The sequence below is a fragment of the Pseudoalteromonas sp. EB27 genome, assembly GCF_001974875.1.
Classification (GTDB): Bacteria; Pseudomonadota; Gammaproteobacteria; order Enterobacterales; family Alteromonadaceae; genus Pseudoalteromonas.
In genome coordinates, this window is sequence record NZ_MTQD01000007.1 from 109,172 (window position 1) to 130,588 (window position 21,417).

The following is a 21,417-nucleotide window of genomic DNA, read 5'->3' on the forward strand; positions in this document are numbered from 1 at the left end:
AATTTAGCGGGCTTTTTTGTGTTTGCTAGCTGCGTTTTATCCTAGGTAAGCATAAAAGTAATAACACTAATAAACCTCCCAATGATCCGCCACTTGAACCAGAACTACTTTGCTGCTTTTGCACTGTAAGGGATAACTCTTTAGTAAAAGTATCATTTGTTTGAGTATCAGTAACACTCAACGTTACATTAAATGCCCCGTTAGCTTGATAAGTATGTATTGGGTTTTGTAAATTTGATAGCGCACTGCCATCACCAAAATCCCAACTATAAGTATAACTATTAAAGCCGCCGGTCACTTGCCCATTAAATTGAGCGCTTAAATCATTTACTGTAACGTTTGCATCTATGCTAAGCGGAACAACTGCAGTTACATCAACCACTTTAGTTTGCTCCGTGCCTTCGTTATCTGTCACTGTAAGCGTTACTTGGTAATCACCTGAGTATAAATAATTATGGGTGATCGATTGCGTCGTTAAAGTACTTCCATCCCCTAGCTGCCAATTATAAGTATACGGTGCGACTCCACCTGTAAACGAAGCTTGAGCTGTTAATATTCCTTGGTTTATTTCATATTCAATTTCATTTACAGATAATGGTTTAACTAGTGTAACTTCAACTACAGTTACTTGCTGTGAAGTACCATTGCTAGCAGTAAACTCAACATCGTAGGTGCCATAGTCTTGGTATGTATGCGTTGGATTTAACTCTGTGCTTGAGCTGCCATCGTCAAAATTCCACGCAAATTTATCCGCAGGTGTTAGGGCTAAACCTTCTATATTAAAATCAACGATTAAACCTGTTTTGGTAAAATTAATACCCTTAATAACATCGTAATTAAGCTGTACTTCTATGTCTTCACTGTCAGCTGACTGGTTTATAATATTAAACCCAAAACCAACCTGTGGAAGCACAACACCCGATGGCTGTTGCGCTGAAAAACTATAGTCGGTTTTATCAGTAAACTCTGTGATAGCTGATAAATCATCATCACCTAACCCTGCCCTTTGTTGATATAGGCTAAAAGCAGCATCACGTATTTGAATTGCTGAAGCAGCGGGAGTTTGCGTGCTGCCTTTATTTATTGAATGCTGATCGGCATCTACCACTAATGCAAAACCACTGCCTGGATGCTCTGTCGTGTTGTTATCCGCTTGAGATTTATCGCTATACCACAACAATAATCCTGGTGAGTACTGCTCTGCTTGCAAACTGCTGTCAACACCTGTGTACGAACGCAATTGTAAATAGTAATGTGATGGCGATGCGTACGTATAACTACCAACTTTTGCAAAGCCATTAAATTCAGTGTTAATTTGATCTTGTGCATTATTGTGCCAGATTAAGGTATCACTTTGCTCAATACGCATATCATCAACAACAAAACCATAATAATGTGTGTTCGCATCTGTAATGTATTCAATTTTCAAATCTATTGTTTGCCCAGCATAAGCTGATAAATCAAACTTATGAGTTAAGTATCCATTGGGTTGCTTAGCATCGCTATTTAAAAATGAATCACCTGAAATATACGGACCAATATTGCCATAATATGGGTTAACTGCTTGTGTATAATTACTAGCAATAGGCTCCCCATTTACTTTTACTTGTACTAAATCGTAATCGCGCTCAATACTGTAATAAGCAATAAAGCTTAAAGTAAGTGCCTCAGTTGTGCTTGGTAGCGCTATGGTATTAATTAAGCTGTTGCTAACATTGTCACCCGTATTTGAATAGTATTGAAAATCACCTTCTACTGGCGTTTTAAATTTTTCGAGCCTTGGAGGCAGTGTCACTTTTATTTGGTTTTGTAGTTGTGAAGTGCTCGCAGTATTAATTAATGTCTGCTGTGAGTTAGCGTCTATCTCATCCATATCAAGCGTTAGCTGATTAACCCAATTTCCCTGGTATCGATTTTGTAAATACTCAAGTGCATAAGGACTAAACATAACGGGCTCTGAACCTCTTGGCGAACCTGCCCAACTTCCTGTAGACATAACTGACCAAGACGCGACGGGCTCACCTACCGTGTTAGACTGTAAGTCGTATTCATCCAATAATCCCAAGTCATGCCCAAACTCATGCACTACCACACCAATACCAGCATCAATTGGATTAATTGTGTAACCAAAGAGTTTAATACTGCTGCCTGCAATCTCGCTCGGGCCGCTATTTTCATCAAATACATAATAACGATGGGACCAAATAGCATCGGTGCTTAGGTAGCCACCACCTGCTTCTTCGCCAATACTTGAATGAAAAATCATTACATGGTCAATAATGCCATTAGGCTCGTTAAGGATTCCATCGCCATCAATATCATCTAAATCAGTTAAATCATAATCGGCTAAATTAATATTAAACTTTGCAACTGCCTTTTCCACAGCCTCTTTGACTAAAGCGGGCGCATTTTTATCTCGTGTTGTACCTTGGCGTTCACCATATACTTTTGCGTTATTATCAGCGCTTACCCAACCATATACTTGCCCGGTAAAGTTTAAACTATTACCAGACGCTGCTTTATAATAATCAGCAGCTGTTAATAAGCTTTGCCCATCAGGACCCGCATAACCTAGAGTATTAAAAAGCATTTGCTGATAGTGCTCAGTTGAATATTCAGCGTAAAACATCTCTGTATCTTGATCTACAAGCTGATTATCGTCATATTTAAGATCAGGAAAATCAATTAAGATAGCTAACACTTTTACATCATTAATGCTTTGATCTGGCACTAGCGACGTTGAAAAAGCGGCTTGTTGTTTATTTGTGTTTGAAAAATCAGTAAAGGAGGATTTAAATTGCCTAAAGCCATTTTTAATTGAGTGGTTGGCAACCTCAATATTACTCATATACGACTTAAATGAACTATCTAACTCACTTAAAGGTACTTGGTCTCTTTTTTTAAGCCAATATAAAATACGTTCTTCGTTAGTTATACCAACATCGTGTGGGCTTAAATTATTAGCCGCTACGATAGGGCTTATTAGCGTAGATAAAAGCGCAATTAACGTCACTTTTTTCACTGTGTTTTCCTCAAACAGAATTATGTAGTAATCATACCTAATAATAAAAATTTAAACATGCGATAAAAACATATAGTTAACATATGTTCTGATAATTATGGGTTCATAAATACTTTTATATTCTAATTTTATAGTACAGCCAATAAACGCATAATTTCTGCTAGGTAACTCACTTAACGTTAATATTTTTGCAGTTTTAAATTAATAAAAGACGAAAAACGAATTTAAAATGCAAATAAGCACTTTCAAGGTTGACATAAAGGCTCAAAACCCTTAAAAATAAACCCATACAGAATTTTTAATTTAAAAGCAGTGTTTTGCTAATAGGGTAAAAACTATGAACACACATATTAACCTTTTAGTCGTACTCGTACTGGTCTTAGTTATAAGCCCAGCGGGGATGTATTAAAAGGTGATACTGCTTTTTAAAAACCCTCGCACTACGCGGGGGTTTTTTTATGCATAAAAAAGCGCACAGAGGAATGAGGATGAGCAAACAAGAATATAATGGCTCTGAACTAGTAGTTCAGGCATTAAAAGAATTAAAGGTAAAATACATATTTGGCTACCCCGGTGGTTCAGTTTTAGACTTATATGATGCACTATTTCAGCAAGATGATATTGAGCATATATTAGTACGCCATGAACAAGCAGCCACGCATATGGCTGATGGTTATGCGCGTGCAACTGGAGACGTTGGTGTTGTACTTGCAACCTCAGGCCCAGGCGCTACAAATTGTATAACGGGTATTGCAACAGCATACATGGATTCAATTCCTATGGTTGTATTATCAGGCCAAGTGCCTACAAATTTAATTGGTGATGATGCATTCCAAGAAACTGATATTGTTGGCTGTTCTCGCCCGGTAGTAAAACACAGCTTTAACTGTCGAAGTGCTAAAGAAATCCCAACAATCTTAGCTAAAGCCTTTTACATAGCCAGCACAGGCCGCCCGGGGCCTGTTGTAGTTGAGCTTCCTAAAGATATGCTTAACCCTGCCATTAAGTTTGAATACGAATTTCCTAAAACAACAGAGCTAAGAACATACAGCCCTAATACTAAAGGGCACTCAAAACAAATTCGTAAAGCGGTAACGACTATTTTAGAGGCCAAAAAACTGGTTATCTATTCTGGCGGTGGTATTGTTATTTCAAATACGTCAGAGCAATTAACGCATTTGGTTGAATCGTTAAATGCACCCATTACAAATACACTAATGGGGCTTGGCGGTATATCAGGTGTACATCCAAACTTTGTAGGTATGCTTGGCATGCACGGCACGCTTGAGGCTAACAAAGCAATGGCCAATGCTGATGTGATATTAGCGCTTGGTGCACGTTTTGATGATCGTGTAACAAATAACGTTAAAAAGTTTTGTCCTAATGCCACAATTGTACATGTAGATGTAGATCCAACTTCAATTTCAAAAACAATCAAAGCGCACATACCGGTTGTAGGTTGCTTAGCAACAGTACTAGAACAACTACAAGCTGGTATTGATAAAAGCCCAATTAAAATAGATCGCAGCGCACAAGAAGATTGGTGGCGTCAAATTATTAGTTGGCGTGAACAAAAATGTTTAAGCTACAACACTGATGGCGACAAAATTAAACCACAAGCCGTAATTGAAGCTGTTTATAAAGCCACTAATGGCGATGCTTATGTAAGTTCTGACGTTGGTCAGCACCAAATGTTTGCAGCGCAATATTACCCATTTAAGCATCCTCGTCAGTGGATAAATTCAGGCGGCCTAGGCACTATGGGTTTTGGCTTACCTGCAGCAATGGGTGTAAAACTAGCCTTTCCAGACAAAGAGTCTGTATGTATTACGGGTGATGGCTCTATTCAAATGAATATTCAAGAGCTATCTACCTGTTTACAGTACAACCTAGCGGTAAAAGTTGTATCACTTAATAACCGATCTTTAGGTATGGTACGCCAATGGCAAGATATGGTTTACGGCGGACGTCATTCATCATCTTACATGGACTCGCTACCTGATTTTGTTAAGTTAGTTGAAAGCTACGGGCATGTAGGAATACAAGTAAATACACTTGATGAATTGCAGCCTGCTATAGATAAAGCAATGTCAATTAACGACCGATTAGTCTTTTTAGACATAAACGTTGATGAGAAAGAACATGTATACCCAATGCAAATCAAGTTAGGTGGCATTGATGAGATGTGGTTACGTAAAGGAGTAAAAGCATAATGCGTCGTATTTTATCTATTCTATTAGAAAACGAACCGGGTGCACTGTCGCGTATTGTTGGGCTATTTTCACAACGTGCATACAACATTGACAGCCTAACTGTTGGCACAACTGATGATCAATCATTGTCACGTATTACTATTACCACTATGGGTGACGACAGAGTTGTTGAGCAGATCACAAAGCAAGTTAACAAGTTAGTAGATGTACTTAAAATTATCGATTTAACAGAAATGAGTCACATTGAGCGCGAGCTATTACTTGTTAAGGTATTTGCTCAAGACGAGACGACTCGTGCAGCGGTTACTCGCGTAGTTGATGTATTTCAAGGTGTTATTTTAGATATGGGCCGACAAAGCTATAGTTTGCAACTAGTGAGCAGTACAGACAAAATAGAATCGTTTTTAGACACACTTCGCCATGAAACCGATATTATTGAAGTTGTACGTTCTGGTGCTGTTGGTATTGGGCGAGGCGATAAAGCGCTAAAAGCATAACACTCATCTATTAAAGCCGTTATATAGCGGCTTTTTAAACATAAAAAAAAAGAGCTAAATAGCTCTTTTTTTAATTTAATTCGTTAAACCTATTAAGGGTTTACTTGGTCTTTAAGACCTTTACCTGCTTTAAAGCTTGGGATAGTTGCCGCTGCGATTTGGATCTCAGCACCCGTTTGTGGGTTACGGCCAGTGCGAGCTGCACGTTCTTTTACTGAGAAAGTACCAAAACCAACTAATGCTACTGAATCACCTTCTTTTAAAGAAGAAGTTACAGCACCTGTAAACGCGTCAAGAGCACGAGTAGCAGCGGCTTTAGAGATTTCTGCATCAGTAGCAATTTTTTCAACTAATTGAGCTTTATTCATTGTTAGATTCCTATTCGTTATTATTTTGCCTTCGCAAAACCTATCTTTATGCATTTTTAAAGAGTTAGCAACAGCAAATTGCATTTTTTGCTTAAATTCTTAAAAAATGAGTAAAATTTAAATAATTCTCGGTAAAATACAGCATGTTGGGTTAACAAAGACTTAATTTGAGTACAATTTTGGCGCAAGTTAAGCAACTGGGTAAATAAGCTATATTTTTTCGATAACTAAGGTCACTTCCCCGACCTCGACTCCAAACTTAACAATAGACGTGCGGTTTATCAAGCGCGATTGTGTAACCAAGTACATCCAATCGTCAAAATTCACTTCCAAAGTACTGCCATCGTATGGAAGTTCAACATCATAATTCCAGTGAAATACACTGCCATCACTTTTACCTTTTGCAGTACCTATAACATCAGCTGCCGACCCCGTTAAACTATTGTCTTCATTTAACGTTATTTTCCAGATTCGCTTTTGGGTTTCACCATCATCATAAACAAAGTCTTCTTCAATAACGCCCTGGTTACCGTCCCAAGTCGCATTCATATCTACGACAAGCTTTCGGGTCAATTCGCCTTTAAAGTCTTGTACAACACCATAGGCTTTCAAATTTCCGCTAAAAAACGTTTTAAAGTCGAAATTTGGCGATGTATTTTTATAATGTTCAACATTTGGTGCCGAACAGCTAATTAAAAGTAGAGCCGAGACGGTCATTACAGCTGCTTTCAACGTGTTTAATATGTTCATATTAATTCCCTAATAGTTGCTTTCGTAGTTTTGGCTCAGAGGTTTTTTTATCAAGCCAAATGGCTAAAAAGTCACTCGAAAATTGAGGCTCATTAATTTCACCAATTTTTTCATTATTATGATAAAAAGTGCTCATACCTTGCTCATTTGTGATTAACGTTAGCGAGTCACCCTTTTTTATATCAGGCCAAATAGACAACAATTTACTGTCGTATTTGTCAGCTAATTCCTTTTTTCCAAGATGTTGCCACTGCTCATTTGTTGCTTTAACTATTTCTTTAGCTTCAAAGTCGCGTAAATAGGTAAGCTTAAACTTAACAGGATGTGTTCCTGCGCTGTAATTACCTGAAGGGGTAAATAGCACAGCGTCATATACATCCCAAAATAAATACTCCATTCGTGCTTCGCCTACTTTATTAAATTGTGTGTTAGCTAAAACAATTGAAGTTGTAAGCAAATAAAAAGTAACTGCCTTTAGTAAAAATTTCAAAATAAGTTCCCTTTGAATAAGTGAGTAATGTTGCAAAATGTAAATTTGTGGGCGTTCAGCGATTAATAAACAACTTAATTTTTTGGTTTATAAAAAGGATAGCGGTAAACACTGCAGACCATATCGCTCCGTAAACAAGCCAAAATTGCCATAAAGGTAATCCTAGGCTTATTACTTCAAAACGAGCACCTGCCCAATAACTTGCAGGCGCAAAAGCAATACATACCAAAAAGGCCTGCCAAAGTTTTAATCTACTTAAAAAGACCATAGAGGTATTTAAAGAAAGTAATAATGCAGCCCATAAAAAAGCGAGCCATAGGGGGAAGGGATATACTTTAAATTCTAACAAGCCTAGCTTTACCGCTATAAATTCTAATAACAGGGCTAAAGGTAGGGCTTTAATTAATAGTAAGGAGTCTTGTTTTTTCTGCTTTGACAACAAAAACATTAAAACAATAATCAAGCCACTAAAAATTAGCGAATCAGCTTCAAGCAGTAATGATAAAAACCACACTGCTTGAAACAAAACAAAATTAGTAATTGAGCGCAATATCATCGTTATCGCTAATAAAACGTGGTTTACGCGCCATTAAATGCACTGTACTTGTTGCTCTGGCTCTAAATGCACCTTCACAATAAGCAAAATAAAATAACCATAAACGATAAAAACGTTCATCAAATTTAGAGCGGTCCAAATCAGGCCAGCTTTTTATAAAACGAGTACGCCAATCCGCTAATGTTCGTGCGTAGTGAGCGCCAATATCATTAACAGTGTGAATAACCATATCGGTATTATTCTTGATTTGCTCACTCATTTCGTTAAGTGATGGCAAGCACCCACCTGGGAAAATATACTGTTGGATAAAGTCAGAGTTTTTTAAGTAGTGCTTATAACGCTGATCGCCAATAGTAATTGCTTGTATAAGCATTGCGCCGTCGTCTTTTAAGAGCTCACCACACTGAGTGAAGAAGCTAGGTAAATAGTCATGACCAACCGCTTCTATCATTTCAATAGAAACAAGTTTGTCGTATTTACCTTTTAGTAGTCTGTAGTCGAGCTTGAGTAATGTTATTTTACTTTCAAGACCAAGTTCAACAATCTTGTTAGCTACATAATCATGTTGCTCATCAGATATGGTGGTGGTTGTTACATGGCAATCGTAATGTGTGGCTGCGTATATAGCAAAAGCCCCCCACCCTGTACCAATTTCAATTACTGAATCATTTTTTTGAAGCTCAACTTGCTCACAAATGCGTTTAAGCTTGTATTGCTGCGCATCTTCAAGTGTTGCTTCTTTTGTAGGATATACAGCACTTGAGTAAAGCATTTCTTTACTTAAAAATGATTCGTACAAATCATTACCTAAGTCGTAATGAGCAACAATGTTCTTTTTAGAACCCGATTCTGAATTTTTATTTTTTATGTGATTAAATCGGTGTGCGATATTACTAAAAAATGCGAATTTTTTTTCAAACTCATCGAGTTGCTTTTCGTTTATAGCAAATATTTCTATAAATGAAGTTAAGTTGTCACAAGACCAGTGACCCAAAATATACGCTTCACCAGCGCCAACGCTCCCAGATAACGCAAACGCTTTATACATAGCTTTATCGTTAACTGTTACTGTGGCTTTTAACGCAGACGATACATCGCCAAAAACTGTACGCTCATTTCCTTCAATTAAAACAACTTGACCTGTTTCAATTGACGAAAATGCTTTAGTAACTAGTTTTTTATATATATTAGTTAACCAACTAGTGCTTTGTTCGCAATTTAAGCTCGACACTTTATCCATTAAAATACCTATTAATTGTCCTGACTACCTATGTGCTTTATGGCTTACCTGAGTGACCTAAAAAAGGCACTCGTTTTAAAAACAACTTTAATGCTTGATAATAAATACCTTTGAAAATAGACCATGTCATGGCCGGAAAACGTTTAAACAACTTATTAATCTCTTCGTTAGTGAGTTCTTTACGTTTTAAGCGAAGTGTTGCATCAAATAATAACTCTTCATTTCGCTTATTTTCAATGTGTATCAATGTTTTATCAGGCGATTGTTTAACATGCCAATGATAGTTCATATCCAGATTCATAAAAGGTGATACGGAAAAAACCTTCTTAAAGTTCACTTTTTTTTCTAAAGGGACTAAATAATAATGACGTTCGTTCCATGGTGTATTACTCACTTCAGCAATCATATACTTAAAACGAGTATCGTTGTGGCCAAAAAAATAAAAATTAACAGGGCTAAAATACACACCAAAACAACGAAATTGCCCTAGCATGTAAATATGAGAAAAGGTTTCGGTAATACCTAAATTGGCAAGTTGTTCATGTGCACGCTCAATAAGAGGTCGTTTAGCAAGTTGTGAGGTGCCTTTAAGATAATCAGCTTCATTAAATTTTAACGCTTTTAATCCTGACGTACCTATGTGTTTATGCACACCATTTAGTTGTTGAGGATTATTTAAGTCTACCCACATCATATACAATGGATAACTAAAACGATGTTCTTTAACAGCAAAACGGCGATGTTTTACATCGCCTAAATACACTGCACTAGTCAAATTCGACCCCAAGTTGCTTGGCTACATCTACACCACTGTGTACGCCATCTTCATGAAAACCATTGTACCAATAAGCACCACAAAAATAACTATTGTTTTGTCCATCAATACTGTGTTTAAGTTTTTGAGCAGCAATTGACTCTTGGTTAAATACAGGGTGATGATAAGTAAACTCGCGCAAAATTTTACTTTGGCTTATTCCTTCAAGGTGATTAAGCGTTACACAAAACTGTGTATCCGATTGTATACCTTGCAAAATATTCATTTGGTAAGTAACAACAGCTGCTTTATCAGTGTTGTTATTAAGTAGGTAGTTCCAACTTGCCCATGCTGCTTTTCTATCTGGTAAAAGGTTTGTATCGGTGTGCAGCACCACTGAATTCTCAGTGTAAGCTATTGCACCCAATACTGACTTTTCTTGCTCAGTCGCATCACCAAGTAGTGCAAGCGCCTGATCTGAATGACAAGCAAATATTACTTTATCAAACTTACTTTGCTCACCACTGGCAAACTCTATTGTTACTTCATCATTTTGACGTGTAACAGATTTGATGTTTGTATTGAGTTTAATTTTATCGGCAAAGCCTCTTATCAGCGGCTTAATATACTGACGAGAGCCACCTGGTACTACATACCACTGTGGTCTGTTTGTTACATCTAAAAGGCCATGATTAAAGAAGAACTTAACAAAAAATTCAACGCCTACATTTTCCATTTCTTTAATGCTGGTAGACCAAATAGCCGCGCCCATCGGAAGGATATAATGGTATTTAAAAAAGTCATTAAAGTGATTGTCGCTAAGCAACTGCCCTAATGATTGATCAGACTGGTAATCATCTTTTTCATGTAGTGCTTTACACAGTTTGTTAAACCTAACAATGTCGTACAATAATCGCCAAAACTTAGGTCTAAAAATATTACGTCGCTGTGCAAATAGGCTCGTAAATGTATGACCATTGTATTCAAAGCCAGTGGCTTCATTATGAACACTAAAGCTCATTTGCGTTGTCTGTTTATCTACACCAATACGCGATAGTAACTTTTCAAAGTATGGGTAAGTTCTGTCGTTAAATACAATAAAGCCAGTATCTATTGCGTATTTTATGCCGCACACATCAACGTCAACCGTTGCAGTGTGGCCACCTATATAATCATTTTTTTCAAATACGGTTACATCGTAATGTTTGTGAAGCAAATGCCCACATGTTAAACCAGATACACCAGTTCCTATTATTGCTATTTTTTTCAACGGGCTAATCCTTTTGCGATTTTAAGCCAAATTGGGAGTGGTAAAATACGTAATGCTTTTAATATAAGTGTAAAACGGTACGGAAAGTGAACATCTTTTCGGCGCTTATGTATTCCCTTAATCATGTAGTCAGCTGCTTTTTCAGCGGTAACAGCCATAGGCATCGGGAAATCATTTTTATTAGTGAGCGGAGTTTTCACAAAACCAGGGTGAACTAAAGTCACATCAACATCATCTAAATCAACAGCTAAGCTTTTTGCTAAATAACTTACACCCGCTTTTGATGCACCATAAGCTTCTGAACGAGGTAGCGCAAGATAGGTAACACTTGAGCTAACTAAAACAAGCTGGCCGCCTGAATTTATTTTAGGAAGTAGCGCTTCAAGGCAATACCCCATAGAGAGTAAATTCACATTAATTACACGCTCAAACAATGCACTATCAAAATTTCGCGCGTCATCTATGTATTCACAGTTACCCGCGTTTAAAATAACACGGTCAAAATGAGGGAAGCCAATAGTAGACTCTTTAATGTCATGTAGATTAGTCGCATCAAATTTACATGCTTGAATATTGTCGTATTTAGCAAGCTCAGCGAGCTTTTCACTATTACGGCCACAAGCTATAACAGTGTCTCCCAACTGCGCATATTTAATTGCTAACTGCTCACCAATACCTGAAGTAGCACCCGTAATTAATGTGATCATAATTAACCTGCCCTTTTATCAATTAGCTTTATAACACTACCAAGTAAAGGAATATGCTTATATAACAACTCGCCTACATTAAAGTAATCTCTGTGCTTGATAATTTTGCCATTTTCAAAAATAAGCTTACTATGACCTTCTACCGAGATAGTTTTACCTGATGAAAGTTTTGGATGTGCGTAGTGCATAGTCCAATAAATAAAAGCATTGTTTCCGCTATTAAACGAATCACTAATATCAAACTGGCAATGCTTAACATTACTATATAAGTTAGCAAAGTACCTGCGCAATTCTACAATGCCATTAATTTCATGCATCGGGTCTATAAACTGTATGTTGTCACAGTAAATATCACTCAATAAATCAAGGTTTGTGCTATCAAGCTGTTGGTATATTTCAACAAATTTATCTACTGGTAACTGGTTATCCATATCACACCTTAAATGCAGCAAGTGCACGTTCTCGTGCCGCTTTATGATCAACTATTGCTGGCCAGTAACATTCCTTATCTTTACCTATTGCGGCTAAATAAGTGTGTGGAAAATGAATGTGTTTATCTGGCACGTTTTCAAGCTCTGGCAAATACTTACGGATAAACTTGCCAGTTGGATCAAAGCGCTCGCTTTGTCTGATAGGGTTAAAAACTCTAAAGTAAGGCTGAGCATCACACCCGGTACTTGCAGCCCACTGCCAGCCACCATTATTTGAGGCTAAATCGCCATCAATTAGGTGCTGCATAAAAAAGCGCTCACCTTCGCGCCAGTCTATTAACAAATGCTTAGTTAAAAAGCTCGCAACAACCATTCGTAAACGATTATGCATCCAACCGGTTTGCTTTAGTTGTAGCATTGCAGCATCCACTAACGGGTAACCTGTACGCCCTTCACACCATGCTGTAAATTCATTTTCGCTTTTACGCCACACTACGGCGTTATACTTTTCGTTGAAGTTATCACCGCGCGAAAGCTTCGGAAATTCAGCAATTAAATGCCTGTAAAATTCGCGCCAAACAAGCTCGTTAATCCACGTAAACGTTTTACTTTTTGACGTAGTTAAAATATCAGGATAACGCTGCTGAATATTAATAAGCAGCTGTTTTGTGCTTACAATACCCAATGCTAAATACGGGCTTAAACCTGATGTGCCTTTTACGCTAGGTATATCACGCTGATCGTCGTAGCTTGTAAGCTTGTCACATATAAAGTTATCGACCACGGTAGACAGTGTATCGTCGTCAACCGGCCACTTATCTGAGCATCCATCACTTTTTAGTAAGTCGCTTTCATCAAATTTTATTGGATCAGAAGTTAGAGGCCATTGAGGCAAACTAAAATGTGTATCTTGATACTGCTTTAGCCATGCTCGCTTAAATGGAGTAAACACTTTATACATTTCATTACTTTGATTTTTAACCGTTCCAACAGATGCAATCAAATCACCTTCGTACAAAGTAAAAGTAATAGAAAGCTCATCGCATTCGTGCAAAATTGCTTTATCGCGGTTTACTTCATTTAGCTCATATTCTGTATTAGCAATTACGTGTTTTACATCGTTTGATTTACAGAAATCAATAAGCTCACGCGTACAATCGCCAAAGCTTGGCGCTTCAATAACATGTAAAGCAATGCCGTAATCAGCAAGCTGAGATTGAAGGTAAGTAACTCGGCGCTTGAGTAAGTCAATCTGAATAGGCGCAGTTTGGTGTTGTTGCCACTGTTTTTCAGACACAAAAAAAATGGCGTGTTTAGCGCCATTATTTAGCGCTTGAATTAACGCTTCGTTAGAAAAAAGGCGCAAATCGCGCCTAAACCAAAATAATGTATCCATTAAATACCAAATCGTAGTTTTAAATCGTGAGGGTAAGGGTTAAAAAACACTTGTTTTTCAAGGTACTCATTTGGGTGAACCTTCAAATGATGTTTTAGCAAAGTAAGTGGTACATACAATGGCACCAATCCTTCGCGGTATTCATCTATTGCATCACGAAGTTCTTGTTTTTCAACCTTCGATAAAAATGTTTTAAAGTAACCTTGTAAATGCATTAGCGTGTTGCAGTTATTTCTTCGAGAAGCTGGCTTTTTAAGACCCGTCATCAAACCTAAAATATATTCATCAGCAACTGCGCTTATATCGTCGCCTACATATGTTCCCAGCAGGTTACCCAAATCGCGATAAGCTTGATAATTATGAGCCATTAACAAGTACTTATACTGAGAATGAAATTGAGTAAGCTTATGAACCGTAAGCGGCTCTTGTACTAATTTTTGCCAGTTTTTAAATACGTAAATTCTCATTACAAAGTTTTCACGTAAGTGCATGTCATTTAAACGTCCGTTTTCTTCACATGGCAATAATGGGTTGTGCTTCATTATTTGCTCAGCAAAAAAACCAACACCTTCTGAGGTGTTACCTGTTCCTGCTTCATTGTAAATTTTAATGCGCTCCATGCCGCAACTTGGGCTTTTAGCACAAAATACAAATCCACTTAGTTCTTTAGCTTGTTCAGTTGCAACTTTTTTACCATATTCAGTAAGTTGCTGGCCTACTTCACCGGTGCCATCTGGGCGGCATACTTTAATAGTATCGCCCACTTTAACCTGGCGAATAGTTGGACGGGGTATTGGTAAACCTACCGCTACTTCCGGACAAAACCGTGTGTATTCAACGTGTTTACCTAGCTCATCCATGCAAAAATTTGACTTTTTATGTCCTGTGTCAAATCTAACTTTTTCGCCTGCTAAGCAGGCGCTTATGCCTATTTTTATTATATCTGTATGCATATATTCTCTTAGTAAATCAAATTACCTATTGGATTGAGTAACTTGCTGAAGCCCTTATTAAAATGTAGCGCACTACTGACAACTGTAAAGCATAAACATCCATCTTTTGTTAAAGGTGTGTGTTGATGACTACCATCTTGCCAAATAAAGTCGCCTGGTACGTAATTACCATCTTCATCACTAAACTCACCGTCTAGTAGTAAAGTAACTTCAAATCCGGTATGTGTATGCTCAGGAATTTCGCCGCCAGCATCAATATGTAGCAAGCTAGAACGCAGCGCACCGTCATCTAATGCAACACGAGAACGCGCTAACTTACCAACTTGTGTAAACTTACTATGAGAAATACGTGTTAAAGCACGTGGAAGTTGATAGTTATGCTCATTCACTTTAATAGATACAGGCTCTACTTCGTAAACTTCATCAATAGAATCATCAGACATGATCATATCAAGTACATTTAGTTCAAATTCTTCAAGTAAATCAGATTTCTCAGTTTGAGGTTTCTCAAATTGAGCAGGCTCTTCACTAAATAATGCATTTGCATTACTTGTTTCAATTTTAGCTACTTTAGCTTGGCACACAGGGCACATGTCTACGTGAATAGAAACGGCTAAACTCAATGATGTAGCAAGTGATGCATCGCAATACTGTGTCAGTAAAGTTTCACTCGGGTGATGTTTAATCATGCTGATCTCCCATTTCATTACGTAATTTTTGCAAGGCCAAACGTAACCGTGATTTTACCGTGCCTACTGGAATATTAAGTTGATGTGCAAGTTGCTCTTGCGACATGTCTTGGAAATAAACGCCTCTTACCACTTCGCGTTGAGCAATTGGTAATTTGTCTAAGTAGCGCTTAATTTGCTTATCTTCTAAATGATCACTGTATTCGTGATGCGTATCTTGTGAGTCATTTAGTAACGGCCAAATATCTTCGCTTATATTTTCTTCTTTATTACTTTTCATCTTACGAAGCATATCGAACGACGCGTTACGCATAACGGTATAAACCCACGTAGTCGCTGCACCTTTATCACTGTGATACAAATGTGCTTTACGCCAAACAGAGGTTAGCGTTTCTTGCACAAGCTCCATTGCTTGAGCTTCAACACCAAACTGCTTTATTCCAAAGCGTTTAATTTTTGGCGCAAAGTATTCAAATAAATAAGAAAACGCTTTTTTGTCGCGTGATTGCGCAACATCTAAAAGCGCTTGCATGAGCTCTTTACTCGGCGTTTCTGGCATGGCAGTGTACTTACCTGTATTAGGTTCACAACGTGGTGACTGTTGTTGACTTACCATAATAATTTATCCCGTTATTGCTTTTGTATTAAGTAATACGGGCAATAATTAATTTAGGATCATAAAATTTAGGCAAATTCGTTATTAATCACAGTATGGAGGAAATTCAGTAAGTTATCAAAATTCGTTTCAAATGCAAGTTGCTGTTTTTTCTCAATAGAAACAGGTAGGAGTTCAAGCCAACGTGCTGCAATCCAAGGAAGCTTGTCAAAATGAGTTTTCTTGTACAACAAATTAAGTTCCGTATTACCATCAAACACGTTTTTAAGCGCGTCGTGTAATAGGTAATGTTCACCAATTTGATTGTTAGAATCTTTGTACCAATACGGCGTATTACAAGGCGATACTAAGCCGTGACGTAATTCGTCTTCGTCTTGATAAACGTCATTAATTTGCACGTGTTGTGATGCAAATACATCAATTAATAATACATCGTTATCGTCTTGGTCAAAATCAATAATATCAACAAGGCAACCTTGGGCGCTTATATTAAAAGGCGTGTCATGCTCAAACGTACAAAGCACAAACCCTGTATTATTTTTTAATGCGGTTTTAACCATATTTAAATAACGAGGCTCAAATATGCGTAATCGCGTATAACCTTCAGGTAACATAAAAATGGGTAATGGAAAAATCGCACGTTTCATAAAGTCTACTTATTTCAAACACTCTGCCTTTATTTACGTGCGCTTTTGCTAAGTCGATCAGCTTTGTATGAATCGAATTAATTACCAGCTATATAATTGGCTAAAGATTAAACCAACCTCCCATAGCTTTAAACACTTGTACCGAGTAATAAGCGCTAATCATGCTGACTACGGGTGCTAACATTAATGCAAATAATCCAAGTTCACTGCTCATCGTTTTAATCCTTTAAATGATTTATTTTACGTTTTTAATACTAGTGTCAGTACTTTTAAGCGTTGTGCTATCTGTTAAAGCGGGCTCATCTAATAAACTCTCTAAAACAGTTTTGGCATCAAAATAAAGCGTTTCCTTTAATGATTTTTCAAGCTCGATTGAAGTTTGCTTAACATAGCTTGCTACACTTTGAGTTAATATATCAGTTACATCTAGGTCCACCTCTACTGCATGTACTTGCGCAGAACCTAATACTAATAAACTTGCCATAGCGATTTTAATTGAATGTTTCATAATGGTATTCCTTGTTTGTGTATTGTTTAGACGTAATTACATACTCAAGGGTTGTGCCAACATAAAAATAAAATTTAAATAACTGTAATTAAAGAACTTTATACAAATAGCTTTAATTTAAAAAATTCATCTCTTGTTAATTTAACCATTAAATTTAATTTTTTGACTACTTTTTAGTTAATAAATAAAAGAGGTTTAAGTGTATTAATATCGTCACACTAAATACATTTAGCGTTTATAAAAACGTCATATCTAATCGTTAAAGTGCGGACCACTATTAATAATTAAAAAAGTGCAGTATGACTCTTTCATCACGTCGAAATTTTTTAAAAACCTCAGCAGCAAGTATATTTACCGTCGCAGTATCGAGTGCCATTACAGGTTGTGCTCAAACATTAATAAACAAACCTCTATCGGCTATTGAATTTAAACACGGTGTAGCGAGTGGCGACCCGCTTAGCCATGCTTTAATTATTTGGACACGCGCAACCACTGCTCAATCAAATTTTGAAGTTACTGTTGCTTGGGAGTTGGCAAGTGATTCTCAATTTAAAAATATTATTCGTAGTGGGCGAGAACAAACAGATAAAAGCCGCGACTTTACAATAAAAATAGATGTGCAAGACCTTACTCCAAATACAGAATACTTTTATCGGTTTATGGGTTTGAATACACAAAGCCCAATTGGCCGGGCTAAAACACTACCAATAAATAATATTGAACAAATAAAAATGGCTGTTGTTTCGTGCTCAAACTACCCTGCTGGGTACTTTAATGCATACACTGATATCGCTAAGCAAAAAGATTTAGATGTAGTACTGCATTTGGGAGATTATATTTACGAATACCCGATGGGTGGATACGCTACCGAAAATGCTGAAAAAATTGGCCGCCAATTAGCAGCCGATAACAGCGGTGAAATTATTACCCTTAGCGACTATCGCAAGCGCTATGCTATTTACAGAACAGACCAAGGCCTTCAAGCACTTCACGCTGCAGCACCATTTATCGCAATATGGGATGATCACGAAGTTACCAACGATACCTATAAAAGTGGTGCTGAAAATCATACCCCTGATGAAGGTGACTTTTTTAAGCGCCGCGCAGCAGCTATTCAAGCGTATTACGAATGGCTGCCAATTAGACCACCCATGGGCGAGCAAAGCCCGCAAATATACCGTACCTTCGATTTTGGTAATTTAATAAGCTTACACATGCTAGATACTCGCGTAATAGCACGCGATAAACAACTCGCTTACAGCGACTATAAAAACCTAGAGACCAAACAAATGGATGTTGCTCGCTTTGCCAGTGATTTAAATAATCCAAAAAGGCAGTTACTAGGTAACACACAACTTAACTGGCTTACGAGTGCAATAACTAAATCAAATGCAAAGTGGCAAATATTAGGCCAGCAAGTATTGATGACTAAAATGTGGCTACCTACTGAAATATTCTCGCAATCCGATCGCACCAAAATACCCCAGGTATTAAAAGAGCTTGTTGCCATTAAAAAAGCCGTGTTAGCAAATAAAGCGGTAACACCCGCGCAACTTGCACGCGTAAATACTTTAATGCCTTACAATTTAGATGCGTGGGATGGTTACCCAAGCGAGCGCGAAGCATTATACAAAAGCGTTACTGCATTAAATAAAAAGTTAGTCGTGGTTGCAGGTGATACGCACAATGCGTGGCATGGTACATTAAAAAATGCAAAAGGCGAAAGCGTAGGAGTAGAGTTTGCAACACCAGGTGTTACATCCCCGGGTATGGAGCATTATTTAGCGCTTAATACAGCACAAGCAAAGCAAATGGCTGACTCGCTTTCATTGTTAATAAACGACTTAAACTATTGTGACTTATCACACCGTGGATATATGTTACTGACGATTACTAAAGAGCAAATCACAACCGATTGGCGTTATATAGATAACATAAACTCCCCAAGTTATAACATAGTTAACCAGCATCAAAGTGTTTATAAAGGCTAATACTTTTAAAAAGAAGGTAAATGTATTATTTACCTTCTTCGCATATTTTATAAAACGTGCTTAATTACAAGTATAAAGAAGCGTCCACGAAGCATCACTTCCTGGAAGGCTATTTGTATACCAATTTGCGCTGTATGCATTGCCTTGATATTGCATTTTATCGTCGGTGTTATTGTGAGTAAACGGCCCACCTGAGTAATCTTTGTTCACCCAATTAGGGTATGTATTAATGCCATTACAATCGGTTGAACTTACAACACTGCATCCATTTGTATCAACACTTGTACCAGCGGGTGTATCTGGGCACTGATCAATATCATCATTCACACCATCGTTATCCACATCGCTTTGTGGTTCAACTACTTCAACAACACAACCTACATTATTAACAGTTTCACCTGCAGGTGTATTAGGGCATTGATCAACACTATCGCTAATACCATCACCATCGCTGTCAGTTACTGCACAACCAATACTATCAACCGTTGTACCTGCAGGAGTGTTATCGCACTGATCGTTACTATCACTTATACCATCGCCATCAGAGTCTAAAGCAACCGTACTACCACCCCAACCTTGAATGATCTCTTTAACTTTAGTGCCTGACGCGGTTAGTGAATTCCAACTACCGCCTGGAGTAAATAACGATGCACCTTCGTTTTTATCGTTTAAAGCCCAGTTAGCGTGGCTAATATTGTTTGTTTTAAAAAATGCCATCCATGCATCGGTTTCATTAATATTAACACCACCATTGCCATCAGCATTAACTGTTCCCCACTCTGTGGCGAATAGTGCAATACCGTTATCGAGTGCAGTTTGTGCTTTATTTCGATACGATTGACCATGCGTGCCAGCATAAAAATGCAGAGTGTAAGCAATATTGGCGCGATCAATTGGGTTTTGTGATGCCACATCCACATCTTGTGACCACGTAGGCGTACCAACCACAATTAAGTTATCAGGGTCGATTGCTCTAATTTTATCAATAACTGTTTCTGCGTAAGGCTTAATATCGTTAACCCACGAAATTTGTAACGGCTCATTATAAATTTCATAAATAACATTGTCGTACTGCCCATATTTGGTCGCTACGTCTTCAAAAAAGCGAATTGCAGTTGCTTGATCGGTATGTGCTTCATGGCTATGAAAATCAATAATAACGTACATATCTTCGTTAATAGCTGCGTTTACAACAGTATCAAGACGGCTCATATTGCCCTCCCAATCAAAGTTCAAACTACCACCGGTACTCGTACCATGGCCAATAGCTGCACGAATTAATGTTGCATTAAATTCAGTTTTTGCCTTTGCTACTGTTTCTGCGGTGTAAAATTTTTCAGCGCCCCACCCCGTATTACTCCAAAATAGGCTAGGTCCTGCAAAGCTTGTGTTTTCTCCACCCGCAAGAATTTGATTTCCACTCACCGTTAACTTTTCAACAGCGGCATTGGCCATTGTTGAGCATCCTAATAATAAAGCTAACGATAAGCTCGCCACTTTAAAATCCTTTCTTTTGTGATTATTTGAACTGTTATTCATCGTATTTCCTTAAATTGAAATTATCAGTCGTCATTGCTTGACGTAATAAATTGACACCAAACCAATACTTAATAGCTAAACAAAGTTAACTTGGTGAGCAGAAAGTATCATTTATTTATTAACATTAAATGAATAAAAAGGTACAAGGAGAAGGAATTTAATTAACTAAATATCAACAAATGAGCAATTTAACGAGGTTTGAGGATTTTACTGGGTATATACAGGCATTTACACGATGTTTACATGATGCAGGCAAAAAATCTCGGTTACAAAAAATATATATAAAAATGAAAAGGCGGTAATAATAATTATTACCGCCATTAATAATAGCTAAATATCAGGAATAAATATTAGGGAGGCAATTAATAAGCCAACCAAACCTAGCTCTAATTAATTGGCTTATTTTTTTGTGGGAAGTACTTTTCTGCCCAAACGGTATGCATCCATCATGCTCAGCACCCAAATTATAATCATTAAAGGTACATACTTATATTCAGCGAGTTTAGCGCAGGCGTCGGAAGGTTGTTGCGCGGCTTTTAAAATGGCCGTAACCGACATGGGGATTTTACCGTGTACAATTTCATTTGCAGTACACTGTGCAATCGCAAATATATCTTGAAAGGTTAAAATTAAAAAAACAGTAAATACACCCGCAAAAATAGCGCCTATTAGGTGTTTTTTTAGAGAAAAATGCCCCGCTCCAGGATAAACAATGGCGGTAAGTAAAGCAGCTTTTAGATCTTGTTTCATGGTTATTTCAGCTCGTAATATGTATTACAC

The 21,417-nt window shown here is 37.5% G+C and carries 21 protein-coding genes; 3 read left to right on the forward strand and 18 right to left on the reverse strand.

The genetic code is table 11. The annotated features are described in order from the left end of the window. Positions 1–25: 25 nt before the first annotated feature. Positions 26–3,022 carry an immune inhibitor A domain-containing protein gene (locus tag BW142_RS09530; protein WP_076924718.1) on the reverse strand — a complete coding sequence of 999 codons (2,997 nt, stop codon included), beginning with the start codon at positions 3,020–3,022 and terminating at the stop codon, positions 26–28. A 488-nt stretch (positions 3,023–3,510) separates the two neighbouring features. Here BW142_RS09530 and BW142_RS09535 point away from each other — a divergent pair, with 488 nt between their 5' ends. Both BW142_RS09535 and ilvN read left to right on the forward strand, forming a co-directional pair. Continuing rightward, entirely contained in the window at positions 3,511–5,235 is a 1,725-nt protein-coding gene (locus BW142_RS09535) for an acetolactate synthase 3 large subunit (protein ID WP_024598105.1), read from the forward strand. Next, on the forward strand, positions 5,235–5,732 hold the full coding sequence (gene ilvN / locus BW142_RS09540; RefSeq protein WP_007580691.1) for an acetolactate synthase small subunit: 498 nt from the start codon (positions 5,235–5,237) through the stop codon (positions 5,730–5,732). Before BW142_RS09535 ends, ilvN begins: the two co-directional genes overlap by 1 nt. A 92-nt stretch (positions 5,733–5,824) precedes the next feature. Here the strand turns inward: ilvN and BW142_RS09545 are convergent, their stop codons facing one another. From BW142_RS09545 to BW142_RS09615, 15 genes are all read right to left on the reverse strand, one after another. Then, a complete protein-coding gene (locus tag BW142_RS09545; RefSeq protein ID WP_002962474.1) occupies positions 5,825–6,100 on the reverse strand; it encodes an HU family DNA-binding protein in 276 nt (91 codons plus the stop codon). Positions 6,101–6,310: 210 nt separating this feature from the next. After that, positions 6,311–6,850 (reverse strand): DUF3833 domain-containing protein, encoded by a 540-nt coding sequence (locus BW142_RS09550; RefSeq protein ID WP_024598106.1) that lies wholly within the window; start codon positions 6,848–6,850, stop codon positions 6,311–6,313. Position 6,851: 1 nt separating this feature from the next. After that, positions 6,852–7,340, reverse strand: a complete 489-nt coding sequence (locus BW142_RS09555) for a chalcone isomerase family protein (RefSeq protein ID WP_076924719.1) — start codon at positions 7,338–7,340, stop codon at positions 6,852–6,854. A gap of 55 nt (positions 7,341–7,395) precedes the next feature. Continuing rightward, a complete protein-coding gene (locus BW142_RS09560) occupies positions 7,396–7,896 on the reverse strand; it encodes a DUF2878 domain-containing protein (RefSeq protein WP_076924720.1) in 501 nt (166 codons plus the stop codon). After that, positions 7,874–9,136, reverse strand: a complete 1,263-nt coding sequence (locus tag BW142_RS09565) for a cyclopropane-fatty-acyl-phospholipid synthase family protein (protein WP_076924721.1) — start codon at positions 9,134–9,136, stop codon at positions 7,874–7,876. The genes BW142_RS09560 and BW142_RS09565 overlap by 23 nt, the downstream gene beginning before the upstream one ends. Before the next feature lie 37 nt (positions 9,137–9,173). After that, positions 9,174–9,911, reverse strand: coding sequence for a DUF1365 domain-containing protein (locus BW142_RS09570; protein WP_076924722.1), 738 nt, complete (start codon positions 9,909–9,911; stop codon positions 9,174–9,176). Further along, entirely contained in the window at positions 9,904–11,160 is a 1,257-nt protein-coding gene (locus BW142_RS09575) for an FAD-dependent oxidoreductase (protein ID WP_076924723.1), read from the reverse strand. Before BW142_RS09575 ends, BW142_RS09570 begins: the two co-directional genes overlap by 8 nt. Further along, positions 11,157–11,867 carry an SDR family NAD(P)-dependent oxidoreductase gene (locus tag BW142_RS09580; protein WP_024598112.1) on the reverse strand — a complete coding sequence of 237 codons (711 nt, stop codon included), beginning with the start codon at positions 11,865–11,867 and terminating at the stop codon, positions 11,157–11,159. The genes BW142_RS09575 and BW142_RS09580 overlap by 4 nt, the downstream gene beginning before the upstream one ends. A 2-nt stretch (positions 11,868–11,869) precedes the next feature. Continuing rightward, positions 11,870–12,298, reverse strand: coding sequence for a nuclear transport factor 2 family protein (locus BW142_RS09585; RefSeq protein WP_007580706.1), 429 nt, complete (start codon positions 12,296–12,298; stop codon positions 11,870–11,872). Between the two features lies 1 nt (position 12,299). Beyond that, positions 12,300–13,694: a deoxyribodipyrimidine photo-lyase gene (phrB, locus tag BW142_RS09590; RefSeq protein WP_076924724.1), complete on the reverse strand. Its 1,395-nt coding sequence runs from the start codon at positions 13,692–13,694 to the stop codon at positions 12,300–12,302. After that, the gene (locus tag BW142_RS09595; protein WP_076924725.1) at positions 13,694–14,647 is read right to left on the reverse strand and encodes a DUF523 and DUF1722 domain-containing protein; all 954 of its coding nucleotides are present in this window, start codon (positions 14,645–14,647) and stop codon (positions 13,694–13,696) included. Before BW142_RS09595 ends, phrB begins: the two co-directional genes overlap by 1 nt. A gap of 8 nt (positions 14,648–14,655) precedes the next feature. Next, a complete protein-coding gene (locus BW142_RS09600) occupies positions 14,656–15,336 on the reverse strand; it encodes a ChrR family anti-sigma-E factor (RefSeq protein WP_076924726.1) in 681 nt (226 codons plus the stop codon). Beyond that, positions 15,329–15,952: a sigma-70 family RNA polymerase sigma factor gene (locus BW142_RS09605; RefSeq protein ID WP_076924727.1), complete on the reverse strand. Its 624-nt coding sequence runs from the start codon at positions 15,950–15,952 to the stop codon at positions 15,329–15,331. Before BW142_RS09605 ends, BW142_RS09600 begins: the two co-directional genes overlap by 8 nt. 68 nt (positions 15,953–16,020) lie before the next feature. After that, on the reverse strand, positions 16,021–16,599 hold the full coding sequence (locus tag BW142_RS09610; RefSeq protein WP_076924728.1) for an LON peptidase substrate-binding domain-containing protein: 579 nt from the start codon (positions 16,597–16,599) through the stop codon (positions 16,021–16,023). Between the two features lie 235 nt (positions 16,600–16,834). After that, positions 16,835–17,107 carry a hypothetical protein gene (locus tag BW142_RS09615; RefSeq protein WP_076924729.1) on the reverse strand — a complete coding sequence of 91 codons (273 nt, stop codon included), beginning with the start codon at positions 17,105–17,107 and terminating at the stop codon, positions 16,835–16,837. 299 nt (positions 17,108–17,406) lie between these two features. Here BW142_RS09615 and BW142_RS09620 point away from each other — a divergent pair, with 299 nt between their 5' ends. Then, positions 17,407–19,098 (forward strand): alkaline phosphatase D family protein, encoded by a 1,692-nt coding sequence (locus BW142_RS09620; protein ID WP_076924730.1) that lies wholly within the window; start codon positions 17,407–17,409, stop codon positions 19,096–19,098. A gap of 60 nt (positions 19,099–19,158) precedes the next feature. On the opposite strand, the gene BW142_RS09625 is transcribed toward BW142_RS09620, so the two are convergent. Then, positions 19,159–20,637, reverse strand: a complete 1,479-nt coding sequence (locus BW142_RS09625; protein ID WP_076924731.1) for a cellulase family glycosylhydrolase — start codon at positions 20,635–20,637, stop codon at positions 19,159–19,161. Between the two features lie 399 nt (positions 20,638–21,036). Then, the gene (locus tag BW142_RS09630) at positions 21,037–21,387 is read right to left on the reverse strand and encodes a hypothetical protein (protein WP_076924732.1); all 351 of its coding nucleotides are present in this window, start codon (positions 21,385–21,387) and stop codon (positions 21,037–21,039) included. Positions 21,388–21,417: the final 30 nt, after the last annotated feature.